Annotated in this window: 26 protein-coding genes; 19 read left to right on the top strand and 7 right to left on the bottom strand. The window is 56.9% G+C overall.

The window, feature by feature from the left end:
* Nucleotide 1 precedes the first annotated feature (1 nt).
* Nucleotides 2–421, top strand: a complete 420-nt coding sequence (locus ABSE13_RS06470) for an ATP-binding protein (protein WP_424027693.1) — start codon at nucleotides 2–4, stop codon at nucleotides 419–421.
* A gap of 2 nt (nucleotides 422–423) precedes the next feature.
* Here ABSE13_RS06470 and ABSE13_RS06465 read toward each other — a convergent pair whose 3' ends face one another.
* Nucleotides 424–1,734, bottom strand: coding sequence for an STAS domain-containing protein (locus ABSE13_RS06465; protein WP_424027692.1), 1,311 nt, complete (start codon nucleotides 1,732–1,734; stop codon nucleotides 424–426).
* A gap of 724 nt (nucleotides 1,735–2,458) precedes the next feature.
* Nucleotides 2,459–2,584, bottom strand: a complete 126-nt coding sequence (locus ABSE13_RS06460) for a hypothetical protein (RefSeq protein ID WP_424027691.1) — start codon at nucleotides 2,582–2,584, stop codon at nucleotides 2,459–2,461.
* A 340-nt stretch (nucleotides 2,585–2,924) separates the two neighbouring features.
* On the opposite strand from ABSE13_RS06460, the gene ABSE13_RS06455 reads away from it, so the two are divergent.
* Nucleotides 2,925–3,149: a hypothetical protein gene (locus ABSE13_RS06455; protein ID WP_424027690.1), complete on the top strand. Its 225-nt coding sequence runs from the start codon at nucleotides 2,925–2,927 to the stop codon at nucleotides 3,147–3,149.
* A gap of 801 nt (nucleotides 3,150–3,950) precedes the next feature.
* Here the strand turns inward: ABSE13_RS06455 and ABSE13_RS06450 are convergent.
* Nucleotides 3,951–4,520 (bottom strand): HdeD family acid-resistance protein, encoded by a 570-nt coding sequence (locus ABSE13_RS06450; RefSeq protein ID WP_424027689.1) that lies wholly within the window; start codon nucleotides 4,518–4,520, stop codon nucleotides 3,951–3,953.
* 233 nt (nucleotides 4,521–4,753) lie between these two features.
* Here ABSE13_RS06450 and ABSE13_RS06445 point away from each other — a divergent pair, with 233 nt between their 5' ends.
* The 3 genes from ABSE13_RS06445 to ABSE13_RS06435 are packed head-to-tail and all read left to right on the top strand — an operon-like array spanning nucleotide 4,754 to nucleotide 9,055.
* On the top strand, nucleotides 4,754–7,135 hold the full coding sequence (locus ABSE13_RS06445; RefSeq protein ID WP_424027688.1) for an Orn/Lys/Arg family decarboxylase: 2,382 nt from the start codon (nucleotides 4,754–4,756) through the stop codon (nucleotides 7,133–7,135).
* Entirely contained in the window at nucleotides 7,132–8,574 is a 1,443-nt protein-coding gene (locus tag ABSE13_RS06440; RefSeq protein ID WP_424027687.1) for an amino acid permease, read from the top strand. The genes ABSE13_RS06445 and ABSE13_RS06440 overlap by 4 nt, the downstream gene beginning before the upstream one ends.
* A gap of 37 nt (nucleotides 8,575–8,611) precedes the next feature.
* Nucleotides 8,612–9,055, top strand: a complete 444-nt coding sequence (locus ABSE13_RS06435; protein ID WP_424027686.1) for a hypothetical protein — start codon at nucleotides 8,612–8,614, stop codon at nucleotides 9,053–9,055.
* Between the two features lie 119 nt (nucleotides 9,056–9,174).
* On the opposite strand, the gene ABSE13_RS06430 is transcribed toward ABSE13_RS06435, so the two are convergent.
* Nucleotides 9,175–10,278, bottom strand: coding sequence for a hypothetical protein (locus ABSE13_RS06430; protein ID WP_424027685.1), 1,104 nt, complete (start codon nucleotides 10,276–10,278; stop codon nucleotides 9,175–9,177).
* 302 nt (nucleotides 10,279–10,580) lie between these two features.
* Here ABSE13_RS06430 and ABSE13_RS06425 point away from each other — a divergent pair, with 302 nt between their 5' ends.
* Nucleotides 10,581–11,153: a DUF308 domain-containing protein gene (locus ABSE13_RS06425; protein ID WP_424027684.1), complete on the top strand. Its 573-nt coding sequence runs from the start codon at nucleotides 10,581–10,583 to the stop codon at nucleotides 11,151–11,153.
* A 46-nt stretch (nucleotides 11,154–11,199) separates the two neighbouring features.
* Nucleotides 11,200–12,354 carry an NAD(P)/FAD-dependent oxidoreductase gene (locus tag ABSE13_RS06420; protein WP_424027683.1) on the top strand — a complete coding sequence of 385 codons (1,155 nt, stop codon included), beginning with the start codon at nucleotides 11,200–11,202 and terminating at the stop codon, nucleotides 12,352–12,354.
* A 10-nt stretch (nucleotides 12,355–12,364) separates the two neighbouring features.
* On the opposite strand, the gene ABSE13_RS06415 is transcribed toward ABSE13_RS06420, so the two are convergent.
* On the bottom strand, nucleotides 12,365–14,656 hold the full coding sequence (locus ABSE13_RS06415; protein ID WP_424027682.1) for a response regulator: 2,292 nt from the start codon (nucleotides 14,654–14,656) through the stop codon (nucleotides 12,365–12,367).
* A 308-nt stretch (nucleotides 14,657–14,964) separates the two neighbouring features.
* Between ABSE13_RS06415 and ABSE13_RS06410 the strand changes: the two genes are divergently transcribed.
* The 3 genes from ABSE13_RS06410 (at nucleotide 14,965) to ABSE13_RS06400 (ending at nucleotide 17,674) form a co-directional block, all read left to right on the top strand.
* Nucleotides 14,965–16,128 (top strand): sensor histidine kinase, encoded by a 1,164-nt coding sequence (locus ABSE13_RS06410; RefSeq protein ID WP_424027681.1) that lies wholly within the window; start codon nucleotides 14,965–14,967, stop codon nucleotides 16,126–16,128.
* A gap of 115 nt (nucleotides 16,129–16,243) precedes the next feature.
* The gene (locus ABSE13_RS06405) at nucleotides 16,244–16,804 is read left to right on the top strand and encodes a ferredoxin domain-containing protein (RefSeq protein ID WP_424027680.1); all 561 of its coding nucleotides are present in this window, start codon (nucleotides 16,244–16,246) and stop codon (nucleotides 16,802–16,804) included.
* Nucleotides 16,805–16,852: 48 nt separating this feature from the next.
* Nucleotides 16,853–17,674 carry a DODA-type extradiol aromatic ring-opening family dioxygenase gene (locus tag ABSE13_RS06400; protein WP_424027679.1) on the top strand — a complete coding sequence of 274 codons (822 nt, stop codon included), beginning with the start codon at nucleotides 16,853–16,855 and terminating at the stop codon, nucleotides 17,672–17,674.
* Between the two features lie 79 nt (nucleotides 17,675–17,753).
* On the opposite strand, the gene ABSE13_RS06395 is transcribed toward ABSE13_RS06400, so the two are convergent.
* Nucleotides 17,754–17,996, bottom strand: a complete 243-nt coding sequence (locus ABSE13_RS06395; protein WP_424027678.1) for a hypothetical protein — start codon at nucleotides 17,994–17,996, stop codon at nucleotides 17,754–17,756.
* Nucleotides 17,997–18,055: 59 nt separating this feature from the next.
* Here ABSE13_RS06395 and ABSE13_RS06390 point away from each other — a divergent pair, with 59 nt between their 5' ends.
* The 9 genes from ABSE13_RS06390 to ABSE13_RS06350 all read left to right on the top strand — a co-directional run bounded on the left by ABSE13_RS06390 (nucleotide 18,056) and on the right by ABSE13_RS06350 (nucleotide 24,982).
* Nucleotides 18,056–18,673, top strand: a complete 618-nt coding sequence (locus ABSE13_RS06390) for a hypothetical protein (RefSeq protein WP_424027677.1) — start codon at nucleotides 18,056–18,058, stop codon at nucleotides 18,671–18,673.
* Nucleotides 18,673–18,939, top strand: a complete 267-nt coding sequence (locus ABSE13_RS06385; RefSeq protein ID WP_424027676.1) for a hypothetical protein — start codon at nucleotides 18,673–18,675, stop codon at nucleotides 18,937–18,939. The genes ABSE13_RS06390 and ABSE13_RS06385 overlap by 1 nt, the downstream gene beginning before the upstream one ends.
* The gene (locus ABSE13_RS06380; protein ID WP_424027675.1) at nucleotides 18,920–20,968 is read left to right on the top strand and encodes a type B DNA-directed DNA polymerase; all 2,049 of its coding nucleotides are present in this window, start codon (nucleotides 18,920–18,922) and stop codon (nucleotides 20,966–20,968) included. The genes ABSE13_RS06385 and ABSE13_RS06380 overlap by 20 nt, the downstream gene beginning before the upstream one ends.
* Before the next feature lie 189 nt (nucleotides 20,969–21,157).
* Nucleotides 21,158–21,814: a cobalt transporter CbiM gene (gene cbiM / locus ABSE13_RS06375; RefSeq protein ID WP_424027674.1), complete on the top strand. Its 657-nt coding sequence runs from the start codon at nucleotides 21,158–21,160 to the stop codon at nucleotides 21,812–21,814.
* Nucleotides 21,814–22,170 carry a PDGLE domain-containing protein gene (locus ABSE13_RS06370; protein WP_424027673.1) on the top strand — a complete coding sequence of 119 codons (357 nt, stop codon included), beginning with the start codon at nucleotides 21,814–21,816 and terminating at the stop codon, nucleotides 22,168–22,170. Before cbiM ends, ABSE13_RS06370 begins: the two co-directional genes overlap by 1 nt.
* A gap of 35 nt (nucleotides 22,171–22,205) precedes the next feature.
* Nucleotides 22,206–23,039, top strand: a complete 834-nt coding sequence (locus ABSE13_RS06365) for an ATP-binding cassette domain-containing protein (RefSeq protein WP_424027672.1) — start codon at nucleotides 22,206–22,208, stop codon at nucleotides 23,037–23,039.
* Nucleotides 23,036–23,863, top strand: a complete 828-nt coding sequence (cbiQ, locus tag ABSE13_RS06360; protein WP_424027671.1) for a cobalt ECF transporter T component CbiQ — start codon at nucleotides 23,036–23,038, stop codon at nucleotides 23,861–23,863. The genes ABSE13_RS06365 and cbiQ overlap by 4 nt, the downstream gene beginning before the upstream one ends.
* Nucleotides 23,864–23,915: 52 nt before the next feature.
* Nucleotides 23,916–24,224: a hypothetical protein gene (locus ABSE13_RS06355; RefSeq protein ID WP_424027670.1), complete on the top strand. Its 309-nt coding sequence runs from the start codon at nucleotides 23,916–23,918 to the stop codon at nucleotides 24,222–24,224.
* A gap of 149 nt (nucleotides 24,225–24,373) precedes the next feature.
* A complete protein-coding gene (locus ABSE13_RS06350) occupies nucleotides 24,374–24,982 on the top strand; it encodes a hypothetical protein (RefSeq protein WP_424027669.1) in 609 nt (202 codons plus the stop codon).
* 527 nt (nucleotides 24,983–25,509) lie between these two features.
* On the opposite strand, the gene ABSE13_RS06345 is transcribed toward ABSE13_RS06350, so the two are convergent.
* On the bottom strand, nucleotides 25,510–25,896 hold a 387-nt coding region (locus ABSE13_RS06345; protein ID WP_424027668.1), incomplete at its 5' end, for a hypothetical protein.

The raw sequence follows: 25,896 nt of genomic DNA, 5'->3' as shown, positions 1-25,896 counted from the left end.
GATGCAGGAGGACTCCTTTCTTCGTGTAATTACATCCGATATCAACGAGATCCCGGAGATCTCCGCGTGTCTTGAAACCCTGATGCGTGCCCACGGATTTCCGGAAGACGATATTCTTGACACCCAGCTGGCAGTAGAGGAAGCGATCACCAACATCATTGTGCACGGATACCGGGATGCGGGAGGTGAGATCACCGTATCATGCCGGGCGGGCAACGGGAATGTCGAAGTCCGGCTGGAAGACCGGGCCGGACCGTTTGATCCGCTCACCATTCCGGAACCAGACCTGGCCAGTGAGGTTGAAGAACGGAAGATCGGAGGTATCGGGATCTTCCTGATCCGCCAGGTCATGGATGAGATCCGGTATCGTTTCGAAGAAGGGAAAAATATTCTTGTTCTCACCAAAAGGAAAAAAGCCTGATCTCAAGCGTCTTTTACTACGGACTGGATGTAGGCAACACCAATCTTCGCCTTGCGCAACCGGGTTGCATCCAGCAGGTGACGCATATCGACAAACTCGCCGTCAGTTACGATCTTCTTTACCTGCGTGTTGAGATCCAGCGAGGGATCATACGGGATATTCCGGAAGACTACGCCGTGGTTATGGAGGTACATCTCTTTTGCGCCACCCGTATTCAGCGGGTTTGCGTAATACAGGGATTCAAGGGCATCCGGGCGGAAGTGCGCGAGGTCATCGGTGAGGTCGATCCCGATGCCAAAACTCACGAGCGTGTCGCCACGGTACGAGGATCCCTTATCCGAAGCAATCCATTCGTGGACCTGCCCCGGGGCCATGATCGATTCTCCCCCGGGGGGTGCTGAACCGGCGACCGGTGATTTTTTCAGGCCTGAACTGGCAAAACTGCTGATAACTCCCCAGATTGTGACGGCTACAACGCCATGACAGGTACCGACACGATCCTTCGCAGACGAGAAAATAATCCGGTAAATATCCGAGATGCTGACCCCTTCGGGATTGGTTGCATCGAGCGTGAAATATTCATTGAACGGCCCGTCCAGCGTAATATTATACGCGGTGTATACCGGGAGATCGCCACCCGAAGAATCCGCAGGAGTCAGGAAATCCGGGGTGTTGTTGCCATCCGTAGGGAGCCAGACCATGGACCCGTACAGGGTGATCATCTCGCCAAGGAGGGGCATTGCCTCTCTGGCGTCTGCTCCCAAGGCCCCAAGGCCAAGGGAATACGTCACTTCAGAGAACTTTCTTGTCCGGATATCGGCTTCTGTGATCTTTGCGTAGAGTACCTTATTGAGATCACCAACTACGCGGAGTGCCGGGGGGGAGGTCATCCAGCCGGGTTCAATCGTCAGCTTCACGCCTTTATCCACGATTTTTTTATAGAAGAGCTCATTGAAGAGCGAGGGATTTTTTCGTTTTCCGATGAGATCTGATACTGCATCAGCAGTGGTGGGATACAAGTCGAAAACGGTAGTGAATCCCGCCATCTCCAGCACTTTCATGGGATAATCCCCGACCGATGACAGGGCAAAGCGGCCGTTCCTCCGTTTCAGCTCTTTTTTCAGGGTATTGAACACCCGTATGCCTCCGCTGCTCAGGTACGGCGAACCGGTCATATCGATAACAAGTTCACGGTCGTCGTCGTGAAGGCCTTCCCGTACCCACGTCTCCAGTTGCTGTGCACCAAACGCGTCCAGCCTTCCGGTGATAAAAAAGACAAGGACTCCATCTTTCCTCTCGCTCCTGGCTTCCATTGATCGTATGCTCCGGATAGACTATTACCCGCAGGGGATTTTTAAGGTTGGGATTTTTTTTGTAAGTTTTGTAAGTGATGGTTCCAGCAGACTGACTCAATTACGGTCTGGATGCACCATGGAAAAATTGCCGTCCGTAATGCTGCAGCGTGCGGTGAATCATACGAAAGATCTTAACCGGTCAGATCCGTTGCCGGAGATATAACGGGGTCACACGGGAGAGAAGTGAATGGAGGGGCACGGCGGAGATCTCCTGGATCAAAGCCGGAATTTCATGGGACCCTGCCATTGGCGCCGGTTCTAAGAACAACGAGCAAAAGGAATTTAAACATAGAGATATATTTTAGTATAATAAAGAAAGATTCAAATATGGAGTGGTGATGGAGTCGGGATATCATGAGTCCCAGCATATTATGATTATTGTCCTACTTTTCACCATCACATTTTTTTTATTAAACCTGCTTGTTCTTCCCGCACCGGCATGACCGCCAGTACCTTCAAAAGGGTCCGTGAATGAGACGGACAGCGCAGGACAGGTTTCAGGAATACAGGAGCGGGTTTCTATTCGCGCTGGTGAAAATAAGAACCCGCCACCGGCATGCGTCCGCATTCCCGATACACCCGGGTTTCTTATCGCGTAAGAGAGGCACGATCATGGTCCGAACGTTCAGGGAAGATAGCCTCCGGTGAAAATAGTGGCAGGACCGGTTCATCACCGTGATCCCTAGGGCATGAACGAGGTTTTGTACAGGAAGTAAACGTTCAGGTACAGGGAAAATACGAGGATGATTGCCCCCAGCATGAACAGCAGCATATAGCTATTCTCGTGTTCACAGGCTGTTGCTTCCATATATTTTGGATATCAGTCTAATCTGATATACCCATCGATCCCGTTCGCAGTAAAAAAGAGAAGATGTTCCCCCGGAGCCATGGTGTTCCCGACCACTAAGTGCGCCCGGGTCTCCAACGCTATCCGCTCTTGTGACGGTGACTGTTCCGGCACGTATGATTCAATGGCCGGAGTAAGACAAAACCTGCTGTCATTTCACAAAAACATCATGGTGAAACACGGTCACCGGGTCGGGTGTTCGACGCATGTGCGATACCTGCCAGGAAAGGCTGACTGACGGTATTCACAACCGGGCCCGGACCATCTGATGTTTTAAGAGTCCGGCAATCCAACGCACTCTATGGATTATGCAAATGTAAAAAAATGGGCGATCTTTTTTGCCGGTATTCTTTGTGCGATCCTGATCGCAAATGCACTTTCAGATATGATCGTGGCAGCAGCACGGTTAACCGGGCCGGCCGGGTTCATCCTCAGCTTTGTGCTGTACGCAGTGATTTTCTTCGGTATCCTGTATATCATAGAAAAAATTACCGGGATCATATTCTTCAGTTTTTCGTACGACTGAATTTTCCATCACCCAAAGCCCAGCCGATCGGTACTTCCGGTACATGGTCCCGGTTTTTTTCCGGAAAGTCTCACGAAAAAAATTGTGCCGGAAAAGATCCGGAAATGCCGGGCACGATACCCGGGTCGTCCCGCAGAATTTTTGTCAAAATTTTTTTGGCAATGAAAAAAAATCCGGAAAAAATTGCCCGTAAAATTTTCAAAAATTTTTCCCGGCCCGGATTAAAAATAAATTCCGCTCCCGGCCCCAGAAAATCGATCCCGAAAACAGGGGTTCCTGACCCCTGCCACGTCCAATACCCCCCGCCACCCTCAGTTTCGCCTCCCAAAAGCGTCTATTAGCGTTTTTCTGTTGCCCGTAAAATGCGTATTTCGGCGGGAAAACGGAGGATTGCATCCGGTTTAAAAATGTGTGCCGGAATTCGATGTTTTTTGCAGTCCGGCCGGAAATCGGTGGCCCGGATTGGCAAACCGGGGGCGTACAGGGGCCGGATTTGGGGATGTGAGATGAGATGTCTGAGTGAGGGGGTCTCCGACGGAGGAAGGGAAGTTGGATAGAATCCCCTTCTCTCCCGGCATCCTCTTTTGCGATCGAGTGGGTGGAGCCCCGGCCTGCGATAGCCTAAAGTAACCCTTTCATACCAATCGCAGCCCGGCCAAACGCTCCTTCGAAGAATTCTGAAGAATTCTTCTCATGCTTCAACAGCCCTTCGGGCAGTTTCAGCATCCCTCACCGGCCCACGGCTACACCAGAATCGCCGCGATTCAGCAACTACCGGTACAGGACAAAAATTAAAAAAAATTACTGTGCCGGGGATTCCAGACACTTCTTTGCCACGAACGAGACATAGATCGAGGCAAGACCGAAGACTACGGCAAACCCGCCGGCCACGTAAGGCAGCAGCGCAGCGACAATGAACGGGTTGATCAGGAGGAGGACCCCGAAGATCATGCTGATGATCCCAAGGACCGCGTTGCCCGCATCCTTCCTGATCCAGCCATGGTACAAGTGCGAGACTCCGATGAAAATCGCCCAGAACCCGATGAAGATCACAAAGAACGAGAGGACGAAGATGGTGCTGAACCACGGGTAGAGCAGGATCAGGATGCCAGCAAGGATGTTGATGACCGCAAGGAAGATCTTCCATCCCATGTGCGACCGGTCGACCACGAGGCTGCCAAGGGCAAACAGTCCGCCCACGAGCCAGTAGGCGCCCATGAACGTAATGAGGAGCACCGTGGTCATGCCGGGTGTAATCAGGAACATGCAGCCAATCAGAAGCGTAAGGATTCCCCAGACAAGCAGGAGCCACCAGGGGAAGATGCCGGGAGCCGTGAGGAACTGGTCCGGAACAGGGATTTCTTCAGTCATGTGATCATTTCCGGTGTAAAATAACCCAAGATAGTATATCTACTATTCCATTTTCGCGCCTTGTCAGATGCGGTGACAGGATAACCGAAGAACCGGGGCTCCGTGATCAGAGGGGATATCGTATGCATCAGACCCGCTCCTTTTAATTACAGGCATCCCCAAGCGATGTTCATGAGTTCGTTCGCAATCAACGAAGTACCGGGTCATGGAAGTTCCTGCAAGGGAGACCAGCCATGAACCCGGAAGAAAAACTCCAGGTGGCAATCCTTGACGATACGATCCACACGGAAACCCCCCATGGCCGGGCGATCCGGCGGATCGTCAAGGGCATCGAGGAGTTCGGCATCACCGTCTCGGACATCGTTTCACCGGCCGACGCCCGGGCTGCCGCTTCCAACCTGCCGGAGATCGACTGTGTGCTGATCAACTGGAACCTGGGCGGCGACACGCCCGGGCGGCACGAGGAGACGGCTGCGATCATCCACGAGATCCGCCAGCGCAACGAGGAGATCCCGATCTTCCTTATGGGAGAACCGACATCGGCGGCACCCACGACGCTGACGATTGACATGATCAAGGAGATCAACGAGTACATCTGGGTGATGGAGGATACCCCGGAGTTCATCGCGGGCCGCATCACGGCAGCAGCGAAACGGTACCGGCAGAAACTCCTGCCCCCGTTCTTTGGTGCACTCGTGCGATTCTCGGACGATTTCGAGTACTCCTGGCATACGCCGGGCCATGCCGGCGGGATCGCCTTCCGCAAATCCCCGGCGGGCCGGGCATTCTTCAAATTCTTCGGAGAGCAGCTCTTCCGGTCCGATCTCTCGATCTCGGTCGGAGAACTCGGCTCCCTGCTGGACCATTCAGGAGCCGTCGGGGAGGCCGAGCGGTATGCAGCGAAAGTGTTCGGCTCGGACCTGACCTACTTCGTCACGAATGGTACCTCGACTGCCAACAAGATCGTCTTCTTCGGCCGGGTCACGCAGGATGATATCGTCCTCGTGGACCGGAACTGCCACAAATCTGCTGAGCATGCCCTGACCATGACCCATTCCATTGCGGTTTACCTCCTCCCGACCCGGAACCGGTACGGGATCATCGGCCCGATCCCGCCGGACCAGATGAGCCCTGTCTCGATCCGGGAGAAGATCCGGTCCTGCCCCCTCTCCCCGACAGCCGAAAGCCAGACCCCGGTCCACGCGATCATCACCAACTCGACCTACGATGGCCTCTGCTACCATGCGGCCGACGTGGAGAAGCTGCTCGGAAAGAGCGTGGACAGCATCCATTTCGACGAAGCCTGGTATGCCTATGCCCGGTTCAACCCGATCTACCGGGACCGGTTTGCGATGCGCGACGGTGCGAAAGATCCAAAAGGCCCGACCGTGTTTGCCACCCAGTCCACCCACAAGCTCCTTGCCGCACTCTCGCAGGCCTCGATGGTCCATGTGCGGCACGGGCGCGTACCCGTCGAGCACTCCCGGTTCAACGAGGGGTTCATGATGCACAGCTCCACCTCCCCGCTCTACCCGATCATCGCCTCCTGCGATGTATCATCGAAGATGATGGACGGGGCGCCCGGCAGGGTCCTCACCACGGAATCTATTGAAGAAGCGATCCGGTTCCGGCGGACCATGGCCCGGATCGCCCGCGAGATCGGCCATGGGAAGACCCCTCATGACTGGTGGTTCGGCATGTGGCAGCCGGATACGATCCCGGATAAGAAGACAAAGAAGCCGATCGCGTTTGCCGATGCCCCCATGGAACGGCTCCGGGAAGATCCCTCCTGCTGGGTGCTGCACCCGGGCGATGACTGGCACGGCTTTACCGGTCTCCCGGAAAACTACTGCATGCTCGACCCGATCAAGGTAACCGTGCTGATGCCGGGCGTGAAGGAGGACGGGTCGCTTGAGAAGTGGGGAATCCCGGCAGCGATCGTGGTGAAGTTCCTCGACACCCGGGGGATCATCAACGAGAAGTCCGGCGACTACGACATCCTCTTCCTCTTCTCCATGGGCATCACCAAGGGCAAGTGGGGCACCCTGATAACGGAACTCTTCGAGTTCAAGCGGCTCTATGACGAGGGAGCGCCACTGGGAGAGATCTTCCCTGACCTCGTGGCAAAATGGCCGGATCTTTATAAGGATCTGACACTCAGGGGACTTTCGGACAGGATGCACGCCTTCAAGAAGGAGCACCGGATGTGCGAGCTCCTCCAGGAGGCCTTCGGGATCCTCCCGGAGCCGGCCATCACCTATGCAAAGGCCTTCAAAAAACTGGTCCGGAACGAGGTCGAGCATCTCCCCGTCTGCGAGGCCGGGAACCGGATCGTGGCTACCGGTATCGTTCCGTATCCCCCGGGCATTCCCATCCTTGCGCCGGGCGAACGGACCGGCCCGCAGGACGGACCGCTGCTCCAGTACCTCACGGTGCTCCAGGAGTTCGATAACGCATTCCCGGGATTCGAACACGATACCCACGGGATCGAATGCGAGAACGGTGTGTACCGGATGTACTGCATAAAAGAGGAAGGGAAGGGTACGAAGCCGGAGACGAAGAAGAATACGAAGACAGCGGCAAAAATGGCAACAAAAAGAGAGGCAAAGAAATGACCGATACTGCAGGCACCGTCGGGGGGATCGGATCGAAGAAGGTCCTGGGCCTCTTCGCCCTCGCCATGATCAACGTGGCGGCCGTGCTGAGTATCAGGAATTTCCCCTCAATGGCGATCTATGGCTGGTCCTGCATCGGCTGGTACATCATCGGTGCCATTCTCTTCCTCATCCCCATATCGCTGGCCGGTGCCGAACTGGCGACCGGGTGGCCGGAAGGCGGCGGTGTCTATGCCTGGGTCAAGCAGGCATTCGGTGAGAAAGGAGGGTTTACCGCACTGTTCTGCGAATGGTCGAACAACCTCGTCTGGTTCCCCACGGTCCTCTCGTTTATCGCGTCCACCCTGGCATTTGCCCTTACACCCTCGCTCTCCACGAGCCCGTGGTACATGTTCAGTGTTATGATGATCGCCTTCTGGGGCACGACCGCCATCGCATATTTCGGGGAAGAGGCATCCACGAAATTTGGCAATATCGGGGTAATCCTCGGGAGCATCATTCCCGCAATCCTCATCATCCTGCTCGGGGTCTGGTGGATCGGTTCCGGCCAGGCACTTGTCCTCCCGCCATTCTCTCCGGGGGCAATGATCCCGGCGATCAATTTTGACACCCTGCCGTTCTTCGCCACGATCGTCCTGCTCTTTGCCGGTATGGAGATGGCGGGGTTCCATGCGCTGGAAACCCGAAATCCCCAGAAGGACTTCCCGCGTGCCATGGCCCTGTCGGCAGCGATCATCGTTGTCTGTACCGTCCTTGCCACGCTTGCCATTGCTGTGGTGATCCCCGCCGACCAGCTCAACCTTGCATCAGGCGTCATGCAGGCTATCCAGTACTTCTTTAACGCTGCCCACATGCCCGGGCTCGTGGCACCCATGGCAGTATTGATCACCCTCGGGGGAGTCGTCTCGCTCGCAGCATGGCTGATCGGGCCGGCAAAAGGGCTTGGCATTGTAGCCGAAGAAGGGAATATGCCGCCGATGTTCGACCGGACTAACAAATACGGAGCACCGGTGGCCGTCCTGGCCATACAGGCACTGATCGGGTCGCTTATCTCGCTGCTCTATGTATTCCTCCCTTCTGTCAACCAGGCATACTGGATCCTCTCGGCAATGACCGTTGAACTGCTCTGCATCGTCTACATCCTGGTCTTTGCTTCCGTGATCAAGCTGCGGTACAGCCAGCCGGACAAGCCCCGTCCCTTCACGATACCGGGAGGAAAGGCCGGGGTCTGGGTTGTCGGAGGGCTCGGGTTGTTTGGCACGACCCTTGCGTTTGTCGTCGGACTTATGCCCCCGTCGTTCTTTGCATCGGACGGGCTTGCCTACATACTTTCCGTCCTGCTCGGCACCTTCCTCCTGGCCGTGCCGCCACTCGTATTCCTGAAATTCAAGAAACCCGGCTGGCTTAAGCCTGCAGTTATTAAGGAGATGCAATCATGAATCATATGACCTGCCGGTACATGAACGGAGGTGTATCATGGCACTGACACTTCGGGAGGAGCACGGCCTTGCCATTTTCCTCATCCTGATGTTCCTGATCCCTTGCGTTATGATCATATTCGTAGCCGCGGAAGTCCCCTACTCAACGGTATCCGGTGAGCCGGTGAAGGATGCGGCCATCGCTGCCGGTATCACCGTAACAAGTGTAAAGGACAGTACCTGGAACCTGCCGGGCGCAACCGGGGGCAAGACCTACGTGCTCTCGGACACTGCGGGCAATACGGTAACAATCTCCACGCAGTCCTTTGATAGCGCTGATTCCCGTGACGCCGTTATCCGGCTGTACAATGCCCACCCGGTGGGACGGGGCCACCCTGTCGGTAGCCTGATCGTGCTTGGCAGCCAGCTGATCTACGTAACCCCCGCAAACAGTGAGATCCTCAATGAGATCGGGCCTGCGCTCAGGAACAGACTGAAATAAAAACGGATTCGCGTACAGGTGGTAGGAGGGGGCCAGGATCGCCCGGCACTCTCCTGACCATCCCGTTATTTCACTTTTTTTGTGTTCCGGGGCCGTACCTGATCAATCCGATAGCCGGATCAGGCGGATTTCCGGATGTACCCCTTGATTGCGGTCAGGGTCGTGGTATCCATCATCACGGAAAAGTCAAGATCCACGACATAGACGGGAAATGCCCCGAGGAGGGAGTTGCGTTTGATCTGGTAGATCCGGGATTCCAGGAGCATCGAAGTCACTTTATACCTCTGCTCGACCCCCGCTGCATCTCCGGGGGCGGGATCCCTGTCTTCCCCGGCAAGACCCTGCAGGGCGTGTTCGCGATAGTCCATCAGGCGCCCGGCCATCTCCCTGCTGGTGATGCCATGGATGTTCCGTATGATGAAATACTGGCTGATGGCAAGGATGCCCACCGGCAGGAACATGTATGCGAGCTGGGTGAGACCGGACTCGGAGAGAAAGGCATTCAGCGTGATGCCCGGCAGGAGGATGATCGTGGTGAGGAAGACGAAAACCACAACAAGAAAACCCATCATGAACAACAGCGAGATCAGCCACGGGGGGAGTTCCCGGGCAAGCCGGTCTTTCATCCGGTCTATGTTCTTTGCAAACTCCGCAGTGAAGGGTTCGACCTTGGAGACCAGATAGTAAAAGATGATGATGACTGCCGACTGGGAGATGACGAAGAGGGCAATATCCAGCGGCAGACCGTTTGTGAAAGCGATGAGGGTAAAGAGGATATCCACAGAGAAGATCAGGCCGATCCCAAGGGTGAGCGCCCGGCTGTTCATGAAGAACGTGTTGATGAAGATCCGGGTAAACTGGCGGGTGCCGGAAGTAATGCCGTTATCCCTGAGCCAGGCATGGAACTTTGCGATCTCCGGCGCCCGGAGATCGGCGGCGCCCAGGTTGGTGGGAACGAGGAGGGTGATGAAATAGAACATATTGAGATAGAAACTGGCAGCAACGAAGAGCGCGAGGTAATCGCTCCGGGTAAAAAAGAACACCAGGTTCGTGAGGATGCAGCAGGTAAGGATAAACATTTCGATCCGGCTGGGTTCCTTCCCGGACATAAGATCAATCCGGTTGGCCTGTGCTGCGGCAAGTTCCCGTGCGATGAGCTGGCGGAACGGGATATCGGCTGGATGTGTCCCCCCATCGGGAGATATTTCCTGATCAGCTGGCAAATGAACACCTGTAATACAGGAGACCGAAAACCGGGTCTCCGTTTTTTACTGTTTATACCAGCATACCGGTTTACTGCCGTACAATAAGTACACATCGTACGGACCCTCGCGATCCGATGCATCAGAAGTGAGTATCAGGGAGAGAAATGCCTGGCAGTGCCGTGTCAGGGTCATTTCCCTCAATGCTACGGCCGTATTTTATAAGAGAAATCAGTAACTACTCCAGACAGTATAGATTTTGTAGTTGTACTGCCAAATGAAGTGTAAGATTACCATATATCTCGTGATCAAGGGGTGATCATATGTTCGATACAAAAACTGCATGCCTTATACGAGGTATTACCGGGGTTGTTTTCGGGTTTTTGGCCCTGCTGCTTCCGGATATCACTCTGAAGATATTCCAAACCCTTTTCGGGGTTCTCATCGTCATTGGCATTGCGATCTTAATCTTCCTTGCCGTCACAGGAAAAGGTGATGAATCGATGTTCTGGTTCGGCCTTGCTGCGGGATTGCTGGTCATTGGCGTGCTCTCGTTCATTGTTGCAGATTTCTTTGCCATCATCTTCATTCTCATCATTGCGGCTATCGCGGGTTACAACGGGTTTACCGATATCACGCTTGCCCTGGAGCACCCGAAAACAAAATATATCCTCATTCCCGCGATGATCCTGACCGGGTTCATTCTTCTTGGAGCCCTGTTCTACTACTTCCCGGGATTTGAGAAGAACCTCTTCCTCTCAGTGGTGGGTACCTTTGCCATGGTGTTCGGGCTCTTCTCCATCATGCTGGGATTCTACCGGTTTGATGAGCAGGGGAATGAAAACAACCCTGCTAATATCATGTGTACCACAAGCAAATACAGCGAGAGAAAATAACTCCGTCACCATTTTTTGAGGGGCTGTGGTGTCCTTCGGGTTGCAGATGTCCAAGTCCTATGATGTGATCGTTGCAGGGGCAGGACCCGCCGGGAGTGCTGCTGCGCACGAATGCGCGCGGCAGGGCCTGAAAACCCTCTGTATTGAGGAGCACGGGACGATTGGCTATCCCGTCCAGTGTGCCGGCCTCCTCTCCACAGCAGCGTTTGCAGAGTGCAGGGCATCTGAACGATCGATCCTCAACAGGGTATCCGGTGCAAGGCTCATATCTGCCCGGGGCAGCAGTCTCTGCTTTAATGCCGGGACCACCAGAGCCGTAGTGGTCGACCGGGGGACCCTTGACCGGGAGATGGCAGAGCAGGCTGCCGGCGCGGGGGCGGAGTTCCTCCTGAAAACTGCGGTCTGCGGAATCCGGGACAACCGCGTGATAACGCGGGGTGTAAACGGGAAGGCCGAGATCCCGTTCCGGATCCTGATCGCAGCCGATGGTCCCCGGAGCACCGTGGCACACCTGCTCGGGATGGCGCGGGCCCGGGTCTTCCTTGCCGGCATCCAGGCGGATATCGTGAGGGAGAGCAACCCGGATCTCGTAGAGATCTACCCGGATGCATCCCCGGAATTCTTTGGCTGGTCGATCCCGACCTCCCCGTCCCGGGCCCGGATCGGCCTGTGTGCCAGGACAGGTGTGCCGGAACTGTTTGACGCATTCAGGAAAACATTCCCTTCCACCTCTCCGCATCTGGTTACGGGGACTATTCCGATCGGAGTGATGCCACGGACCTACGGTCACCGGACCCTGTTTATCGGGGATGCGGCAGGATTTGCAAAGCCGACATCCGGTGGCGGGGTGTATACCGGTGTCCGCTCCGCACGACATGCAGCTGTGATCGCTGCAGATGCCTGCGAAGAGGACCTTTTCGACGACACGCTGCTTGCCGGCTACGAGCGGAGATGGCAGGAGGATTTCGGCAGGGAACTTGCTACCGGCTTCCGGCTCTTCTCGATGCGGCAGCACATGACAGAACAGGATACCGACGACCTGATCAGGGCACTCGACGATCCGGCTATCATCCGTACTATCGAGGAATCTGGCGATATGGACCGCCCGTCTGCAGTCGTCAGAAAACTTCTTCTCAGGCCTAGCATATTAGGGTTGATCCAGCCACTCCTCAGGGCTGGCGTGAGGTCCCTGTTTTCCTGAAAGGGTTTTCCTAATCACCCTGAATGCGCACGTAATCAGATCCGTGCATCAGGATGTGGCACCGGTCACTTCTGGTTTTTTTGGGAAACCGGTACGCCCCGGGCGGTACCGATAACTCGAACCGGGCACCCTTCTGGTATTCCCCGGTCTCCCGTATGATGATACCGGTGATAGAGAGGATCTCCTGCACAAGGAAGAGCCCAAGACCGGTATTTTTCCCAAACCCTTTGGAAAAGATCTTCTCCTTGTCTGATGGCAGGATGCCGATGCCGTCATCTTCGATCACAATGACAGCGGCATCGCCGGATTCACGGGCAGAGATCCGGATCGTTGAGACCGTGCCCCCGTGCAGGACCACATTCTCCGCCAGGTTATGGAACGCCCGCTCGAGGAGGGGATCGGCAAATATCACCAGGCCATCGGTATCCGACTGGACACAGATCTTCCGGATATCGATCCGGGCACAGGCATGGAAGAAGACATCGTGCACATTCTGCCAGTCAGGAGCTGCGACACCGAGATTCTGGTACAGCCGCGTGAACTCAATATTCTCACCGATATTCCCGACAATGTTCTCGAGTTTCTTCATGTACATGGAATAGTCAGGTTCAGGAGGCCGGTCTTTCACCAGGTCAAGATATCCTCCCATGACGGTGAGCTTGTTCCGGATATCGTGACGGGTGATCTCTGCCAGCAGGTTGAGCTTCCGGTTTGCCAGCCGTAGCGCATCCTGCGCCATCTGGATCTCTGATATGTCGTGGAAGATGCTCATCACATAATGCCTGCCGCCAAGATCGATGAGTGCGGCACTGGTAAGGACGGGAATATGCCGCCTGTCGCTGTCGATAACCACGAGGGGCTGCGATCCTGACCCCTCACGGAGTATATTCTGGAAAGCGGCATTACAGGCATCATGGAACTCCGGGGGGGTGAGATCGCAGTGAGGCATGGTCACCAGCTCTGCCAGAGGTCTTTTCACCAGTTCCTGTGCTTTCTTGTTCGCGTCGACCACCAGGCCGGTCCCGGCATCCACGATGAAGATCGCATCGCTGGCATGATCCATGAGGGTGCGGTTCTTCTCGTTCTCTTTACGGAGCTCGTCTTCAGCCTGCTTGCGTTTGGTGATGTCTGTTCCTACGCAGAGCAGTCCGGTATATTTCCCTTCTTCATCGTAGATCGGCTTGTTCCACCACTGGATCCAGACCCTCTCACCCTGTTTTGTGATATTCTCGTTCTCGCTGTGGACATGATCTTCCGGGTGGCTGACGACATCTTCCATCATGTGGGGGGAGTTCCGATCTGAACCCGACCCGGTCCTTGGGAAAATGGTGCCGGTTACCGGCTTACCGAGAATCTCATCGGGCCCGTACCCAAAAAACCGTTGCGCGAACTCGTTGAAGAAGGTAACGTTGCCAGCCATGTCCAGTTTCAGGATGATCGTATTGGCATTCTCGACCAGCTCGCGGTATTTGGATTCACTCTCCCGGATCTGCTCGTCTGCCAGCCTCTGCTCAGTGATGTCCCGTACCGACTCGATCGCGCCGGCGATCTTCCCGTTCTTATCATAGAGCAGCGAGGCTTTCCCGAGGAAATAGCCGGGTTTCCCGAGGGGTCGTGGAGATCCGGATTCCACGATCAGCACATCGCCCTCGCGCTGGATGATGGTATACCCGAGATCCCGGATCTTTTCCTCCGGGGCGAGGATCAGGTCGATCAGGATCGGCCGGCGTTCCGGGTAAAAGGCGAATGCGTACTCATAATTCCCTTTTCCGATGATCCCGGATGCCGGTATCCCGCTCATGATCTCGAACGCCTTGTTCCACGCGATCACCACACCGTCCGTATTGATGGCAAACGTGGCATCGGGGAGGAAATTGATGATATCAGCGAGGCGCTGCTCCGAGTCCCTGAGTGCGTCCAGCGCACGCCTCTTCTCAAGGGCAACAAGGATCTTATGGCGGAGTTCTGCAAACTGCGCCCGCGGGGCCCCGCCTTTCTGGAGGTAGAAGTCCACGCCGTTATTGATCGCTTCTATCACCACTTCCTCGCGCCCTTTGCCGGTAAAAAGGATGAAGGGGATAGCCCCGTGGGCTGTACGCACTTCCTTGAGCAGGGCAATACCGTCCATGACCGGCATCTGGTAATCCGAGATCACGGCATCGAAGGATCCGCTGGCAAGTTTTTCAAGACCCTCGTGTGCTGAGGTTGCCGTAGTAACAAGAAAATCCCCTCCCCGCTCGAGAAAAAGTTTACCCAGGTTGAGCAGGTCCGGCTCGTCATCCACATACAGGAGGGAAAACATTAAGTTTATATATCGTTTCCTTCATGAAAAAGGTTGTTTTATGAAAATTTTTTATAAATTTCGTATTTTAGCGAGGGTGAATACCCGTACTGGCAAAAACTCCCTGATCCTTCTCCCCCATTCCGGGGAGTGTCCACGGATCTCTTTTCCCCTCAACGGCATTCATGGTACCCGGCCACGCTGCCGGTGTACCGGTTTTTATGATATATTGTCAGGTATTCCAACAGGTTTTCCCAAAACATCAGGTAAAATCAAAAATGTACTTATGGTTCAAAGTTCTAAGCATCACATCAGGAAGTGCAGGACGGATGCTCGCAGTAGACCTGGGGAAAACGCCAAAGGAGCATGATCAGTTCATCCTCGTATCCATCCTCTGCCTGTGTGCCGGTATCCTGTCGGCAGATATCCTTATCCCGCTGGGCTTTGTCATCTGGATCCTGTACCTTGTGCCGCTCCTGATGTCGGTCTGGCTCTCCCACCGGTATGCACCATTCTTCATCGCATGGCTCCTCGCAGTAACAATCCTGCTGGGCGGCATGATCTCCGGAGCGGCTCACACCAGCCCGGATGATCTGCCGAACCGGGCGATCTTTATCCTGATGCTCGCGGTAATCTCGCTGCTCGTCTGGGAGATCAAGACGAATTACACACTCCTTGAAATGGAGATTGCCGAACGCCGGGCTGCACAGGAAGGCCTGGAAGTCCTGACCCGGACCCTGGAGGAGAGGGTCGCACTCAGGACGCAGGAACTCTCCGACGTGAACGAAGAGCTGAAACTTGATATTGCCGAGCGCAGGAAGATCGAAGCTGCTCTTGCGATGGCCAATCAGAAACTCACCCTCCTCTCCCAGATCACCCGTCATGACATCTCCAACCGGGTCTTCGCCCTGCTTGTAGAGCTGGACCTCGCAAAAGATGTGGCAGGGGACGGTGAGATCCAGTCGTCCCTGGACGCGATTGGAAAGACTGCCCTGACCATTCAGGACCAGATCGCCTTCACCAAAGACTACCAGGAGATCGGAGCGCAGTTCCCGGGCTGGCATCGGGTCGATGCGGTGATCCGGGGCGCCATGGAGCAACTGGATACCGGGGGCATGAAGGTAACCATTGACCTGGACCAGATCGAGATCTTTGCCGATCCCATGATCGGGAAAGTATTTTACAACCTGATCGACAATGCCCTCCGGCACGGGGATCACATCACCCGTATTGCATTCTCCCGGCACCTGTCCGGATCCGACCTCGTGATCGTCTGCGAAGACGACGGGATCGGGATCCCCGATGCCGACAAGCAGCATATCTTCACAAAGGGATTCGGGAAGGACTCGGGGCTCGGCCTCTTCCTGATCCGGGAGATCCTCTCCATCACGGGCATCGCGATCACGGAGAGGGGAAGCCCGGGGAAGGGCGCACGGTTCGAGATCATTGTCCATCCGGGCGATTTCCGGATCAAAGAACTGAAAGACACGTGAGACCTCCGGGGTTGCCCGCTCATTTGGCACAGTTGTTCCGGCTCCCGCCCCGGACATTCTTTACTATCCCTGGTGAAACTATCCGGTTTTTTACCTGACGGGGCAACATTCCTGCATGACCATTGAAGCAGATGCAGTCAGATCGGTCGCCGGCCTTATGGCACTCGCGGCCCGGACCGCCCCCAAGGCGGTTGGCATCGACTCGATTAAGATCGAGGTGCTGGCAGGAAAGGAGCAGGAGAAGCTGGCGGACGCGATGGTCGCCGGGGCAAAGGAAACAGGGTTCGACTTCTTCCGGATCAACGGCGAGCAGGTGCGGGCGAGCGATGCAACGCTCCTGATTGGCGTCGAGGGACAGAAGTCACTCGGCATCAACTGCGGCGGGTGCGGGCATGCCAGCTGTGTTGAGATGGCAAAAGCCGTAGTAGCGGGAAAGAACAAGGGCGCCCTCTACCCCGGCCCGAACTGCGTGCTCAAAATCTCAGACCTCGGCATCGCTGTCGGGTCAGCGGTCAAGACCGCTGCGATCCACAACGTAGATAACCGCATCATGTTCTCGGCCGGCGTAGCCGCAATGAAACTCGGTCACCTCAAAGGATGCAGCGTGGCGTACGGGATCCCCCTCAAGGCCACGGGCAAGAACATCTATTTCGATGTCCCGATGCACGAGCACTGATCCCCGCTTGTTCTGCCTGCTGTATGCAGGCATGCAACATTTTTTCATATGCCGCTCACCAGATCGATGCACGATATTATGAGCAGCACCCGGTTACCTTCCTTGTTCGTCTCGCACGGAGCGCCGACGCTTATCCTGGAAGACGTCCCGGCACGGACATTCCTGCAATCCCTGGGCACCCGCTTTCCTGGCATCAGGGGCGTTCTCTGCATCTCGGCCCACTGGAACCTTGAAGTTCCCGCGGTGAACGCGGTGGAGCACCCGGAGACCATCCACGATTTTTATGGGTTCCCGCAGTCGCTCTACCGGCTGGCTTATCCCGCACGCGGGAGCCCGGCCCTTGCCGGCCGGGTGGCAGGGCTCCTTGATAGTGCGGGAATCACCTGCACCACCGACACCGCCCGCGGCCTCGACCACGGGACATGGGTCCCCATGATGCTGATGTTCCCGGACGCGGATGTCCCGGTAGTCCAGCTCTCCATCCAGCGGGACCTCGACCCGGCCCGGCATCTTGCCATGGGCGAAGCGATCGCGGGGCTGCGGGACGAGAGAATTCTCGTTATGGGAAGCGGCGGAGCAGTTCACCCTCTCGGCGACCCGACCGCTTCGCTCGGGGAAGGTGCACCCACGGAGACGTGGGCGGAAGAATTCAACGACTGGCTGACAGACTCAGTCCTCCGTGGGGATCGCGAGCGCCTGATCGGGTACCGGAAGCTCGCCCCCCATGCGCAGCGGGCCCACCCCTACCCCGATCACTACATGCCCCTCCTTGCCGCACTGGGGGCGGCGGGACCGGGAGCCCGGGGGACCGTGATCCACCACAGCTGGGACCTCGGCGATCTCGGGATGGATGCGTACACATTCGACTGATGAGAGGGTGCCCTGCAGTGTCAGGAATGAATCCGCCGTAAAATCAAAAAAGGGAGTGTGAGGGACTGGCCCGGGCGAACTAGTCTGCCGTTCCGGCAAGGGCAGTGCGGATCTGGTCCTTGACCGGCACCGGGAGGTCCAGGCCGTCAAGCGCCTTCCCGAGGAGGAGCCTCCCCATCGTCTTCCCTTCCGGGGTGGCAAGATAACTGTCGATGGTCTTCTGTCCTTCTGGGGAAGCGAGGAACTTCCGTATCGCTTCCTGTCCTTTCGGTGATGTCGCGTATCCTGCAATCATGCCCTGCATGCAGTCAAGCTGTACCATAAGTGGAGCTCCGTTCTCAAGATTGTGGAGCGGAATGCCAGATAAAGGCTCGTACCTGCATGCCCGCTGCACCGAGGGTGTCTGACGGGTGCTATACTTTCACCCCCTCAGGCCTGCTGCTTATCAGCTCTGCCCTGCCAGTGATCGGTGCCATGCTGATCGAGCTGCGCAGGGGCATCGCCCTGCACCCGGCAACATTTACTGCGGTCATCGCACCGGAGGCGGTCATCCTTGCCGCACTCAACGGGAACCCCGACCTCCGCCGGTTCCTCTTCCTCTTCATCTGCGGCAACTACTCCAGGCTCATCTCCCGCATCAGCCGGGATGCGGCGAACTTCGAGGTCCGGCGGCCGTTCACCGCGGACCAGCTCCTGACAATCCTGAACGAGGCGGGACACACCATTATCTTCATAGAGCACGATCCCACGCTCTTCGAGGGGGCAGGCCACCTGCTCGGCCCCCTCTCCTCGGCACTGAAGCAGGCAGGGCAGGAATCGCTCGTGATCCTCTATGCCCCGGCCATGGACCGGAGTTTTTCCGCGCTGGCCCGGCAGGCGGACCGGTTGATCGAACTGCTGCTCCCGCAGGAACCGGAGCGCCGGCAGCCATACCTGGGGACGCGGTCCGTCAGGGATAGCGCCCTGCCGAAAGCGCAGCAGACGCTGGAGGTCAGTTGATGGGCCGGAGTTTTTCCAGCGTCCGCCAGGATCTCAACGGCGTGGCGGAGCGCTGGGAAAGGACTGCACTACATCTCAAAGGAGAGCCCCGGGCTGCCGGAGAGAGGCTGGCCGGGTGGGCAAAGCAGCACTCATCCGAAGCGTTCTTCGGCTGCAACGGCCCTGCCGAGGCAGTACTTTTCTCAGTACTGGTCGAAGTGCAGCGGGGCCGGGTCCGCGCTTCAGGAAAGGGTGTGGCCGGGGACGATGGCGATGTGGATCCTTGACTCGGCGTTCCGCAGCGGCGTGGACCTCTGGTGCAAAGAGGCGGGGGGGAAGGGGACCGTCACGCGGGTACACCACGATTACGATCCCCCGTTCTTCCTCCACCTGCCCGATCCGGACCGGCACCACGAGCTGGTCGCGGCGCTGGAGGAGCAGTACCGGGCAGAGGCCTGCACGGTCCGGACGATCTTCGGGCCTCTTGAGGGCTGGGCAGTATATGCAGACCGGGCCACGGCCGAGGCGATCGAGCGGCAGGTGAACTTCGGGGCGCAGTTCTACAACGTGGACGTGCGCCGCGACCAGCGCTTCCTGGCCGAACACGGGCTTGTTCCCTGCGGGGAGAACCTGGCCTCCCGGTTCTCCCCGTCAATCCCGCACAATCTCACCGTGATGGAGATCCGCATCCGTGACAATCCCGCCCGGGCATCGTCCTGCACGGATGCGGAGGTGATCAACGAACGGACCGGGCGGACCGAACGGCTGCAGGGTGAGGGACGGACCGTACTTGCCGATCTCCTTACCCTTACGGAGACCTGCGATCCTGATGTGATCCTCATGTCCCACGCGGACCTGTGGATGCAGAAACTGGTGGCGGGGGCCGAACGTCTCGGCATCGCCCCTCCGTTCACCCGGACCGGGAAGTACCGGACCATGGGATCGCGATCCTACTGGAGTTACGGCCGGATGGAGTACAAGGCGGCAGCTCTCATCCCCGACGGGAGGGTCCTGATCGACACCGACCAGTCGTTCGTATACCGCGAGGGGGGGCTTGAGGGCGTCCTGATGGCGGCCCGTCTCTCCGGCCTTTCGCCGAACCTCGCCGCCCGGTTCACGCCGGGCACGCTCATCAGCAGTTACGAGACCTACGAGGCGGTGCGGCGGGGGATCGCGGTGCCGTTCCGGAAGAACGACGTGGAGTCTGCACGGAAGTGCACCGCACTCCAGGCCGCAGACCGGGGCGGGATGATGTTCCAGCCCCTGCCGGGCATCTACCCGGACGTGGACGAGATCGATTTCACATCCATGTACCCCACGATCATCGTGCTGGAGAACCTCTCGCCCGAAACTATCTCTGACAGGCAGCGCCCGGGGTTCCTGCCCGCGGTACTCGAACCGCTCGTGGAGCTGCGGCGGGCCACGAAACGGCTGAAGAAGAACGGACCGCAGTACGAGGGGATCGATTCGATCCTGAAGTGGATGCTCGTCACCTGCTTTGGCTACACCGGCTACAGGAACGCGAAGTTCGGGCAGATCGAGGTCCACGAGGCGATTACCGGCCGGTCGCGGGAGATCCTGATGCAGACCAAGGAGATCGCCGAGGCGATGGGATTTACCGTGCTGCACGGGATCGTGGACTGCCTCTGGGTGCAGGGCCCGGGGATCGGGGCACTCCGGGAGCGGGTGGACCGCGAGACCGGGCTCTTCACGGAAGTCGAACACTTCGACTGGCTCGTCTTCCTGCCCCTGAACGATGGTAACGGTGCCTACAACCGGTATTACGGCAGGCTCTCTGATGGCAGTGTGAAGGTCAGGGGCATTGCCGCCCGCCGTCACGATACACCGGAGTACATCCGCACCCTGCAGCGCAGGATGCTGGATGCGATGGCCGGCGCCCGCACCATCGCGGAACTCCGGCAGTGCCATGACGAAGTCAGGAGACTCTGCCGGGACGCGGTGAAACAGCTGCCCGCTGCCGATCCGCAGGAACTGCTCATCAGCCGCAGGATCAGCAGGCTCTCGTATGCCCACCGCTGCATCGAGGGGGCGGCCGTGGAGGCGTACCACAGGTGCGGGGTGCCGGTCGAACCGGGCATGAAGATCCGGTACGTGGTGCGGGACGCACGCAGGTACGTGGTGGATACGGAGTGGGAGGCGGGGACATTTGACGTGCCATTCTACCGGGGGCTCCTGGAGAAGGCGTGGGGGGAGGTGGAGTATGCGTTCACCTGCGGGCAGGCGCCTGCCGGGGTACGGTGGGAAAGCCGGGGGGATGAGGCTGAATTGCGCACAGGTAAGATAAGCGGGCAGTGATAGAGGTTATTTCCTAACACCCCGGGATTGTGCGCAGAGTGAAGTCGGTCAGCAGGGGCTCGAATCTCTCAAAAATATAGTACATTATTCAATACATTGTTAAAAAAAGTCAGACCAGATAATCAAATAGCAATATTCTTAACATCCCAAGTGTTACCAAATGCAATAATAGTGTTACTCCGGTGACTCATGCACATTCCCGACGCATTTATTCCTATCTGGCAGGGCGCAATTTACTGGGTTATCGCCCTAATTTTTGTGGCATTGGCCCTCCGTTGGGCCCGCAACGAGATGAGTGAGGAGAAAATCCCCCTTATTGCCGTGCTCGCTGCCGGTATCTTCGCTCTCCAGTCATTTAACCTCCCGGTCTCCTTTGGCACGAGCGGCCATCTTGTCGGCGGGGCACTTGCGGCGATCATCCTCGGGTCCCCCCTTGCTGCGGTATTCATCCTCACGCTCGTCCTGATCGTGCAGGGCGTGCTGTTCGGTGACGGGGGCATCACAACCATGGGTGCCAACATCATCAACATGGGCGTCATCGGGGGATTTGTCGGGTTCTATACGTTCAAAGGGCTCATGGCTGCAACAAAGAACGTGAATATCGCAGGATTCACAGCCGCATGGCTTGCCTGCGTACTGCCGGCACTTGCCTGCGCGGTTGAGATGTACTTCGCCGGCACTTTCCCACTCGTGGAGGGCCTCGTTGCCATGGGGGTATATCATGCGCTTATCGGGTTCATCGAAGGGTTCGTGACCATCGTAGCGATCCGCTTAATCGTCACGGCCCGGCCGGATATTGTGGACTTCAGTATCGAGGCTGGCAAACCGGAAGAGGTGCCCACATAATGGAGAACAGGACATTTCTGGCCATCGGCATCGCTGTGGCCCTGCTGATCGGTATCATCGCAGTGTTCATGGCATCGAGCGCCCCTGACGGCCTCGAGAGTACTGCCCTGATAGTGCAGGGGCAGAAGACCCTTACCGGAACCGCACACCAGGATGCCGCAATCCATGAGAACACTGACGGCAGGTTCTCGTATTCTGCTCCCATGCCGGACTACTCGCTCGGGCAGAAACTCGGGCCGACGGGAGGTATTGTAGCGATCGTTCTCGGAATTCTCCTTGCATTCGGACTCATATTCGGCATCTCGAAACTGCTCGTTGCACGGAAGAAGGCAAAGCAGGCGGAAACAAACCAATAGGACTTTAATTTTTTTCTACCCAGTATACCAGACACATGCACCTCATTGAAACCCGGGATCTCTGTTATGCATATCCACACAGTGTGAAAGCACTGGAAGGCATCAACTTCATCGCCCCCAGGAATGCGAGGATTGCCGTTATCGGTTCGAACGGCGCCGGGAAGAGCACGCTCTTCAAGCATTTCAACGGGATCTTCAGACCGACTTCCGGCTCCGTGCTTGTCCGCGGGGAGCCCATCACGAAACAGAACATCCGTGAGGTGCGCAAGTTCGTGGGGATCGTCTTCCAGAATGCTGACGACCAGATCTTCTCCCCGACCGTAGAGCAGGACGTGGCATTCGGTCCGACAAACCTTGGCCTCGACGAGGAAACGATCCACCACCGGGTGCATGAAGCCCTGAAAATCGTGGGTATCGAAGATCTGGCGGACCGGGTCCCCCACCACCTGAGCGGCGGCGAGAAGAAACGCGTGGCAATCGCCGGGGTGATTGCCATGGAACCGGAGGTACTGGTGCTCGATGAGCCGACTGCCGGGCTTGACCCGCAGGGGGTTAAGGACCTGGTCGGGTTCATCAACTCGCTCTCAAAGAAATACGGGATGACCGTCATCTTCTCGACCCACGATGTCGGCCTTGTCGCCGAGGTCTCGGACTATATCTACGTTATGAACAAGGGACGGTTTGTAGCAGAAGGGAACGTTGAACAGATCTTCATGCAGCCGGACATGCTCAAGTCTATGCGCCTCGATGTACCGGTGCTGCCTAAGCTCCTCCGCTCGCTCCAGAAGAACGACATCCCGGTATCGATGGCCTACACGTACGAAGACGTCGAGAGATCGCTCCTTGCAGCTTACAAGGGAAGGCCATGATCGAGGAACTCTTCTTCATCGAGAAGCAGGCGTACCATGACAGCTTCATGCACCGGATGGACGCCCGGGTGAAGATCCTCCTCGCGTTTTCTGTCATCATCGCCATGGTCGCCGTACCCTACTCGACAATGGTGTACACGGTCGGTGCAATCTTCTTCTGCTTCTTTATGCTCCTCTGGGCGGCCTCCGGAATATCCCCGGTAGTCTATGTAAAAAGACTGCTTGCGATCGTTCCCCTCTGGGGCATCATTATCGTCTTCCAGATCTTCTTCAAGAACAAGTACTATACGGATTACACGGTACTCTGGTCGTTTCCTTTCGGGATCAACATCTATGCCCAGTCGATCGAATTTGCCTGGATACTCGCAGTGAAGTTCCTGGTCTGCATCTCCTTCATCATCCTGTTGTCGTCTACAACGAAACTACAGGACCTGCTCCAGGGCGCAAGCCGGCTCGGGTTGCCCGCGGAAATTGCCCTTGCACTCGGCATGATGATCCGGTACCTCTTCGTATTCGGCTACATCTTCCGGAAAGTCAACGAAACCCTGAAGACCAAATGTTTCGATGCGTTCGATCACCATCTCCCGTACCGCTACCGGCTCCGTCAGCTGGGGTACACCATCGGCACGATGTTCATCCGTTCCTACGAACAGGGCGAAAGGGTCTATACCAGCATGCTCTGCCGGGGTTATGGCCGGGACAGCCACCTGTTTATCTCAAAAAAACCGCTGCTCGGACGTGAATGGGCATTCCTCTCCCTCTCCCTCATCTTCGTCATTACCGTCCCGGTGACGGTCTGGCTGACCACAGTCCGGCTGTTCTGAACCGGGTTCTCCCAACCGTACCTTTTTGTGATCCCATCCCCATCATCTTCCCATGGAACACCCGTTCGGCCATGGGTTTATAACCAGCCTCACGCTGATCGCCATGCACTTTGCCCTGCCACCGGAACAGGCCTGGCATGGTGCAGGAGATCATGTCGCGGGACTGGTACTGCCGGAGAAATTCCGGGGAACCGAAGTTGAAGAACTCACGACCATGCTCCGGAAGAAAGTGGTCTGGCACCAGCCGGGCAGTATGGACAGGGAGGATGCCCGCGAGGTGCTCTTCACCCTGAAACGGCTGGTGGTTGCCGTTGATAAGGAACTCGGGATCGCGGATGCCGGTGCCGGGGAATTCGGGTAAGCCGATTCCACGGATTCCATCTATCTCCTGATACCGTAATATGGCAGAAAACTGTTTTTTATATCTGTCAAATTAAATTCGAATCGGTTAATTACTCGTATGATGAATACTTTTGATTATAATAATCACTATATGTGGAGTAAGAACACATGACGAAACGAATGGCACTTTTCCTTGTCGCTGTCGGCCTGGTTATCCTTATGGCAGTCATACCGGTATCGGCAGCACCAAACGTAGCTGTTGCAGTAAATGGCAGCCAGAACCCCCATCTCGGCGACGCGATCGAATTCCTCGGGGTCAACACCGCGAGCGACCTGACGTACCTGTTCATCACCGGACCCAACCTGCCCGACCAGGGTTCACAGATCCAGAACCCGGATCCGGTGCACTGGGCGGTCGAAAACGGCATCCCATCCACCTTCCAGCAGGCAGGTGTCAAGAGTGACCACACCTGGTACTGGAAGTGGGACACCACCAACTATGCACTTGCTGACGGTGTCTACACCATCTATGCAGTAAGCCGGCCCGTGGACAAGAACCACCTTGAGAATGTACCATACGCCCCGGTCTCAATTATCCTGGAGAAGCGGCCGGTAACAGCACCTGCATCCCCGTCGGCCATTACCGGCACAGCCCCTGTCACGACCACAACGCCGACCGCCCCAACCGCGACCCCGACCAGATCGCCCGGTTATGATGCGCCGATCGCTCTTATCGGTCTCGGCGCAGTTGCATTCATCGCCATACGCAGGCACTGAACAACTATCTGAACACCCATTTTCTGCACAGAAACCGGGTAGCTGACAACCCTGCTCCCGGAAGAAAGTGATCAGGCATCCACCGGGCATGATGGATCAGGATGATGCCCGGGAAGTGCTCTTCACCCTGAAGCGGCTGATTGTTGCCGTTGATAAGGAACTCGGGATCGCGGATGCCGGTGCCGGGGAGTTCGGGTGAAGAATCGCGGGTTCGAACGCCAGGAACACCCCCCGGGTACAGTCCTGATACCCGATAACGATCCTGTTTGCCAAGGGTATTAGGTCCGGTTAGCGCACTTTTGGCTTTCGTCGTGGACCTGTCAAATGGGGGCAGGAATGGGCATTTTCTGGAGTGGAAAGCAGGGTAATCCCGTGAATTCGGCAATTTTTCGGGTTCCCGAAACCGGCAGTGCTTTTTTAAAACGACCGTAAACACCCCCGTTTGCCAAACGGAGCCAAATTTGAAGATGAGATTCCCGGCAGGGAGAGGTGCTCCCCTGAGCCATGTTCTCCGACGGAAGGACCGGCTACGGGGTATCCGGCGGGAGGGGATCGCCGGGAGAATTACCAGGACTGGCAGGTACGATCTCCTGCCGGGCAACAGGTGCTGCTCCCGCACCGGGCTTCGGCAACGGTGATTTCTCCGGCAGCGGCTGCCCGTCCCGCCCGAGCTCCACGAGGCCGGTATCGCAGACCCGGAAAAACCGGAACGCATACCCGGACGAGCAGAACCAGATCTCCCGGGAGATCTCGCGCGATGACGGGAAGAGCCGGAGGCCGGCGATCTCTTCCGCTGCCTCGCGCTCCAGCCAGCGGATCGTGCAGCGAAGGTACCGCATCCGTTTGATCTTCACCGGTGCAAAAATTTCCGGGGTTGTGATGGTGAAGTCGGCATTCATCCCGGCTCCGCGCTC

The organism is Methanoregula sp., from assembly GCF_049518935.1.
Classification (GTDB): domain Archaea; phylum Halobacteriota; class Methanomicrobia; order Methanomicrobiales; family Methanospirillaceae; genus Methanoregula.
Note: the sequence above shows the minus strand (reverse complement) of the source record. Positions and strands in the feature narration are given on the sequence as shown.

Coding starts and splice junctions, on each gene's coding strand:
- ABSE13_RS06440 (WP_424027687.1), top strand. CDS start 7,132: ATGACCGATACTGCAGGCACCGTCGGGGGGATCGGATCGAAGAAGGTC.
- ABSE13_RS06400 (WP_424027679.1), top strand. CDS start 16,853: ATGCCGCTCACCAGATCGATGCACGATATTATGAGCAGCACCCGGTTA.
- ABSE13_RS06460 (WP_424027691.1), bottom strand. CDS start 2,584: ATGGAAGCAACAGCCTGTGAACACGAGAATAGCTATATGCTGCTGTTC.
- ABSE13_RS06445 (WP_424027688.1), top strand. CDS start 4,754: ATGAACCCGGAAGAAAAACTCCAGGTGGCAATCCTTGACGATACGATC.
- ABSE13_RS06415 (WP_424027682.1), bottom strand. CDS start 14,656: ATGTTTTCCCTCCTGTATGTGGATGACGAGCCGGACCTGCTCAACCTG.
- ABSE13_RS06425 (WP_424027684.1), top strand. CDS start 10,581: ATGTTCGATACAAAAACTGCATGCCTTATACGAGGTATTACCGGGGTT.
- ABSE13_RS06410 (WP_424027681.1), top strand. CDS start 14,965: ATGCTCGCAGTAGACCTGGGGAAAACGCCAAAGGAGCATGATCAGTTC.
- ABSE13_RS06390 (WP_424027677.1), top strand. CDS start 18,056: ATGCCCGCTGCACCGAGGGTGTCTGACGGGTGCTATACTTTCACCCCC.
- ABSE13_RS06465 (WP_424027692.1), bottom strand. CDS start 1,734: ATGGAAGCCAGGAGCGAGAGGAAAGATGGAGTCCTTGTCTTTTTTATC.
- ABSE13_RS06450 (WP_424027689.1), bottom strand. CDS start 4,520: ATGACTGAAGAAATCCCTGTTCCGGACCAGTTCCTCACGGCTCCCGGC.
- ABSE13_RS06370 (WP_424027673.1), top strand. CDS start 21,814: ATGGAGAACAGGACATTTCTGGCCATCGGCATCGCTGTGGCCCTGCTG.
- ABSE13_RS06420 (WP_424027683.1), top strand. CDS start 11,200: ATGTCCAAGTCCTATGATGTGATCGTTGCAGGGGCAGGACCCGCCGGG.
- ABSE13_RS06470 (WP_424027693.1), top strand. CDS start 2: ATGCAGGAGGACTCCTTTCTTCGTGTAATTACATCCGATATCAACGAG.
- ABSE13_RS06395 (WP_424027678.1), bottom strand. CDS start 17,996: ATGGTACAGCTTGACTGCATGCAGGGCATGATTGCAGGATACGCGACA.
- ABSE13_RS06365 (WP_424027672.1), top strand. CDS start 22,206: ATGCACCTCATTGAAACCCGGGATCTCTGTTATGCATATCCACACAGT.
- cbiM (WP_424027674.1), top strand. CDS start 21,158: ATGCACATTCCCGACGCATTTATTCCTATCTGGCAGGGCGCAATTTAC.
- ABSE13_RS06385 (WP_424027676.1), top strand. CDS start 18,673: ATGGGCCGGAGTTTTTCCAGCGTCCGCCAGGATCTCAACGGCGTGGCG.
- ABSE13_RS06405 (WP_424027680.1), top strand. CDS start 16,244: ATGACCATTGAAGCAGATGCAGTCAGATCGGTCGCCGGCCTTATGGCA.
- ABSE13_RS06455 (WP_424027690.1), top strand. CDS start 2,925: ATGGATTATGCAAATGTAAAAAAATGGGCGATCTTTTTTGCCGGTATT.
- ABSE13_RS06350 (WP_424027669.1), top strand. CDS start 24,374: ATGACGAAACGAATGGCACTTTTCCTTGTCGCTGTCGGCCTGGTTATC.
- ABSE13_RS06435 (WP_424027686.1), top strand. CDS start 8,612: ATGGCACTGACACTTCGGGAGGAGCACGGCCTTGCCATTTTCCTCATC.
- cbiQ (WP_424027671.1), top strand. CDS start 23,036: ATGATCGAGGAACTCTTCTTCATCGAGAAGCAGGCGTACCATGACAGC.
- ABSE13_RS06355 (WP_424027670.1), top strand. CDS start 23,916: ATGGAACACCCGTTCGGCCATGGGTTTATAACCAGCCTCACGCTGATC.
- ABSE13_RS06380 (WP_424027675.1), top strand. CDS start 18,920: ATGGCGATGTGGATCCTTGACTCGGCGTTCCGCAGCGGCGTGGACCTC.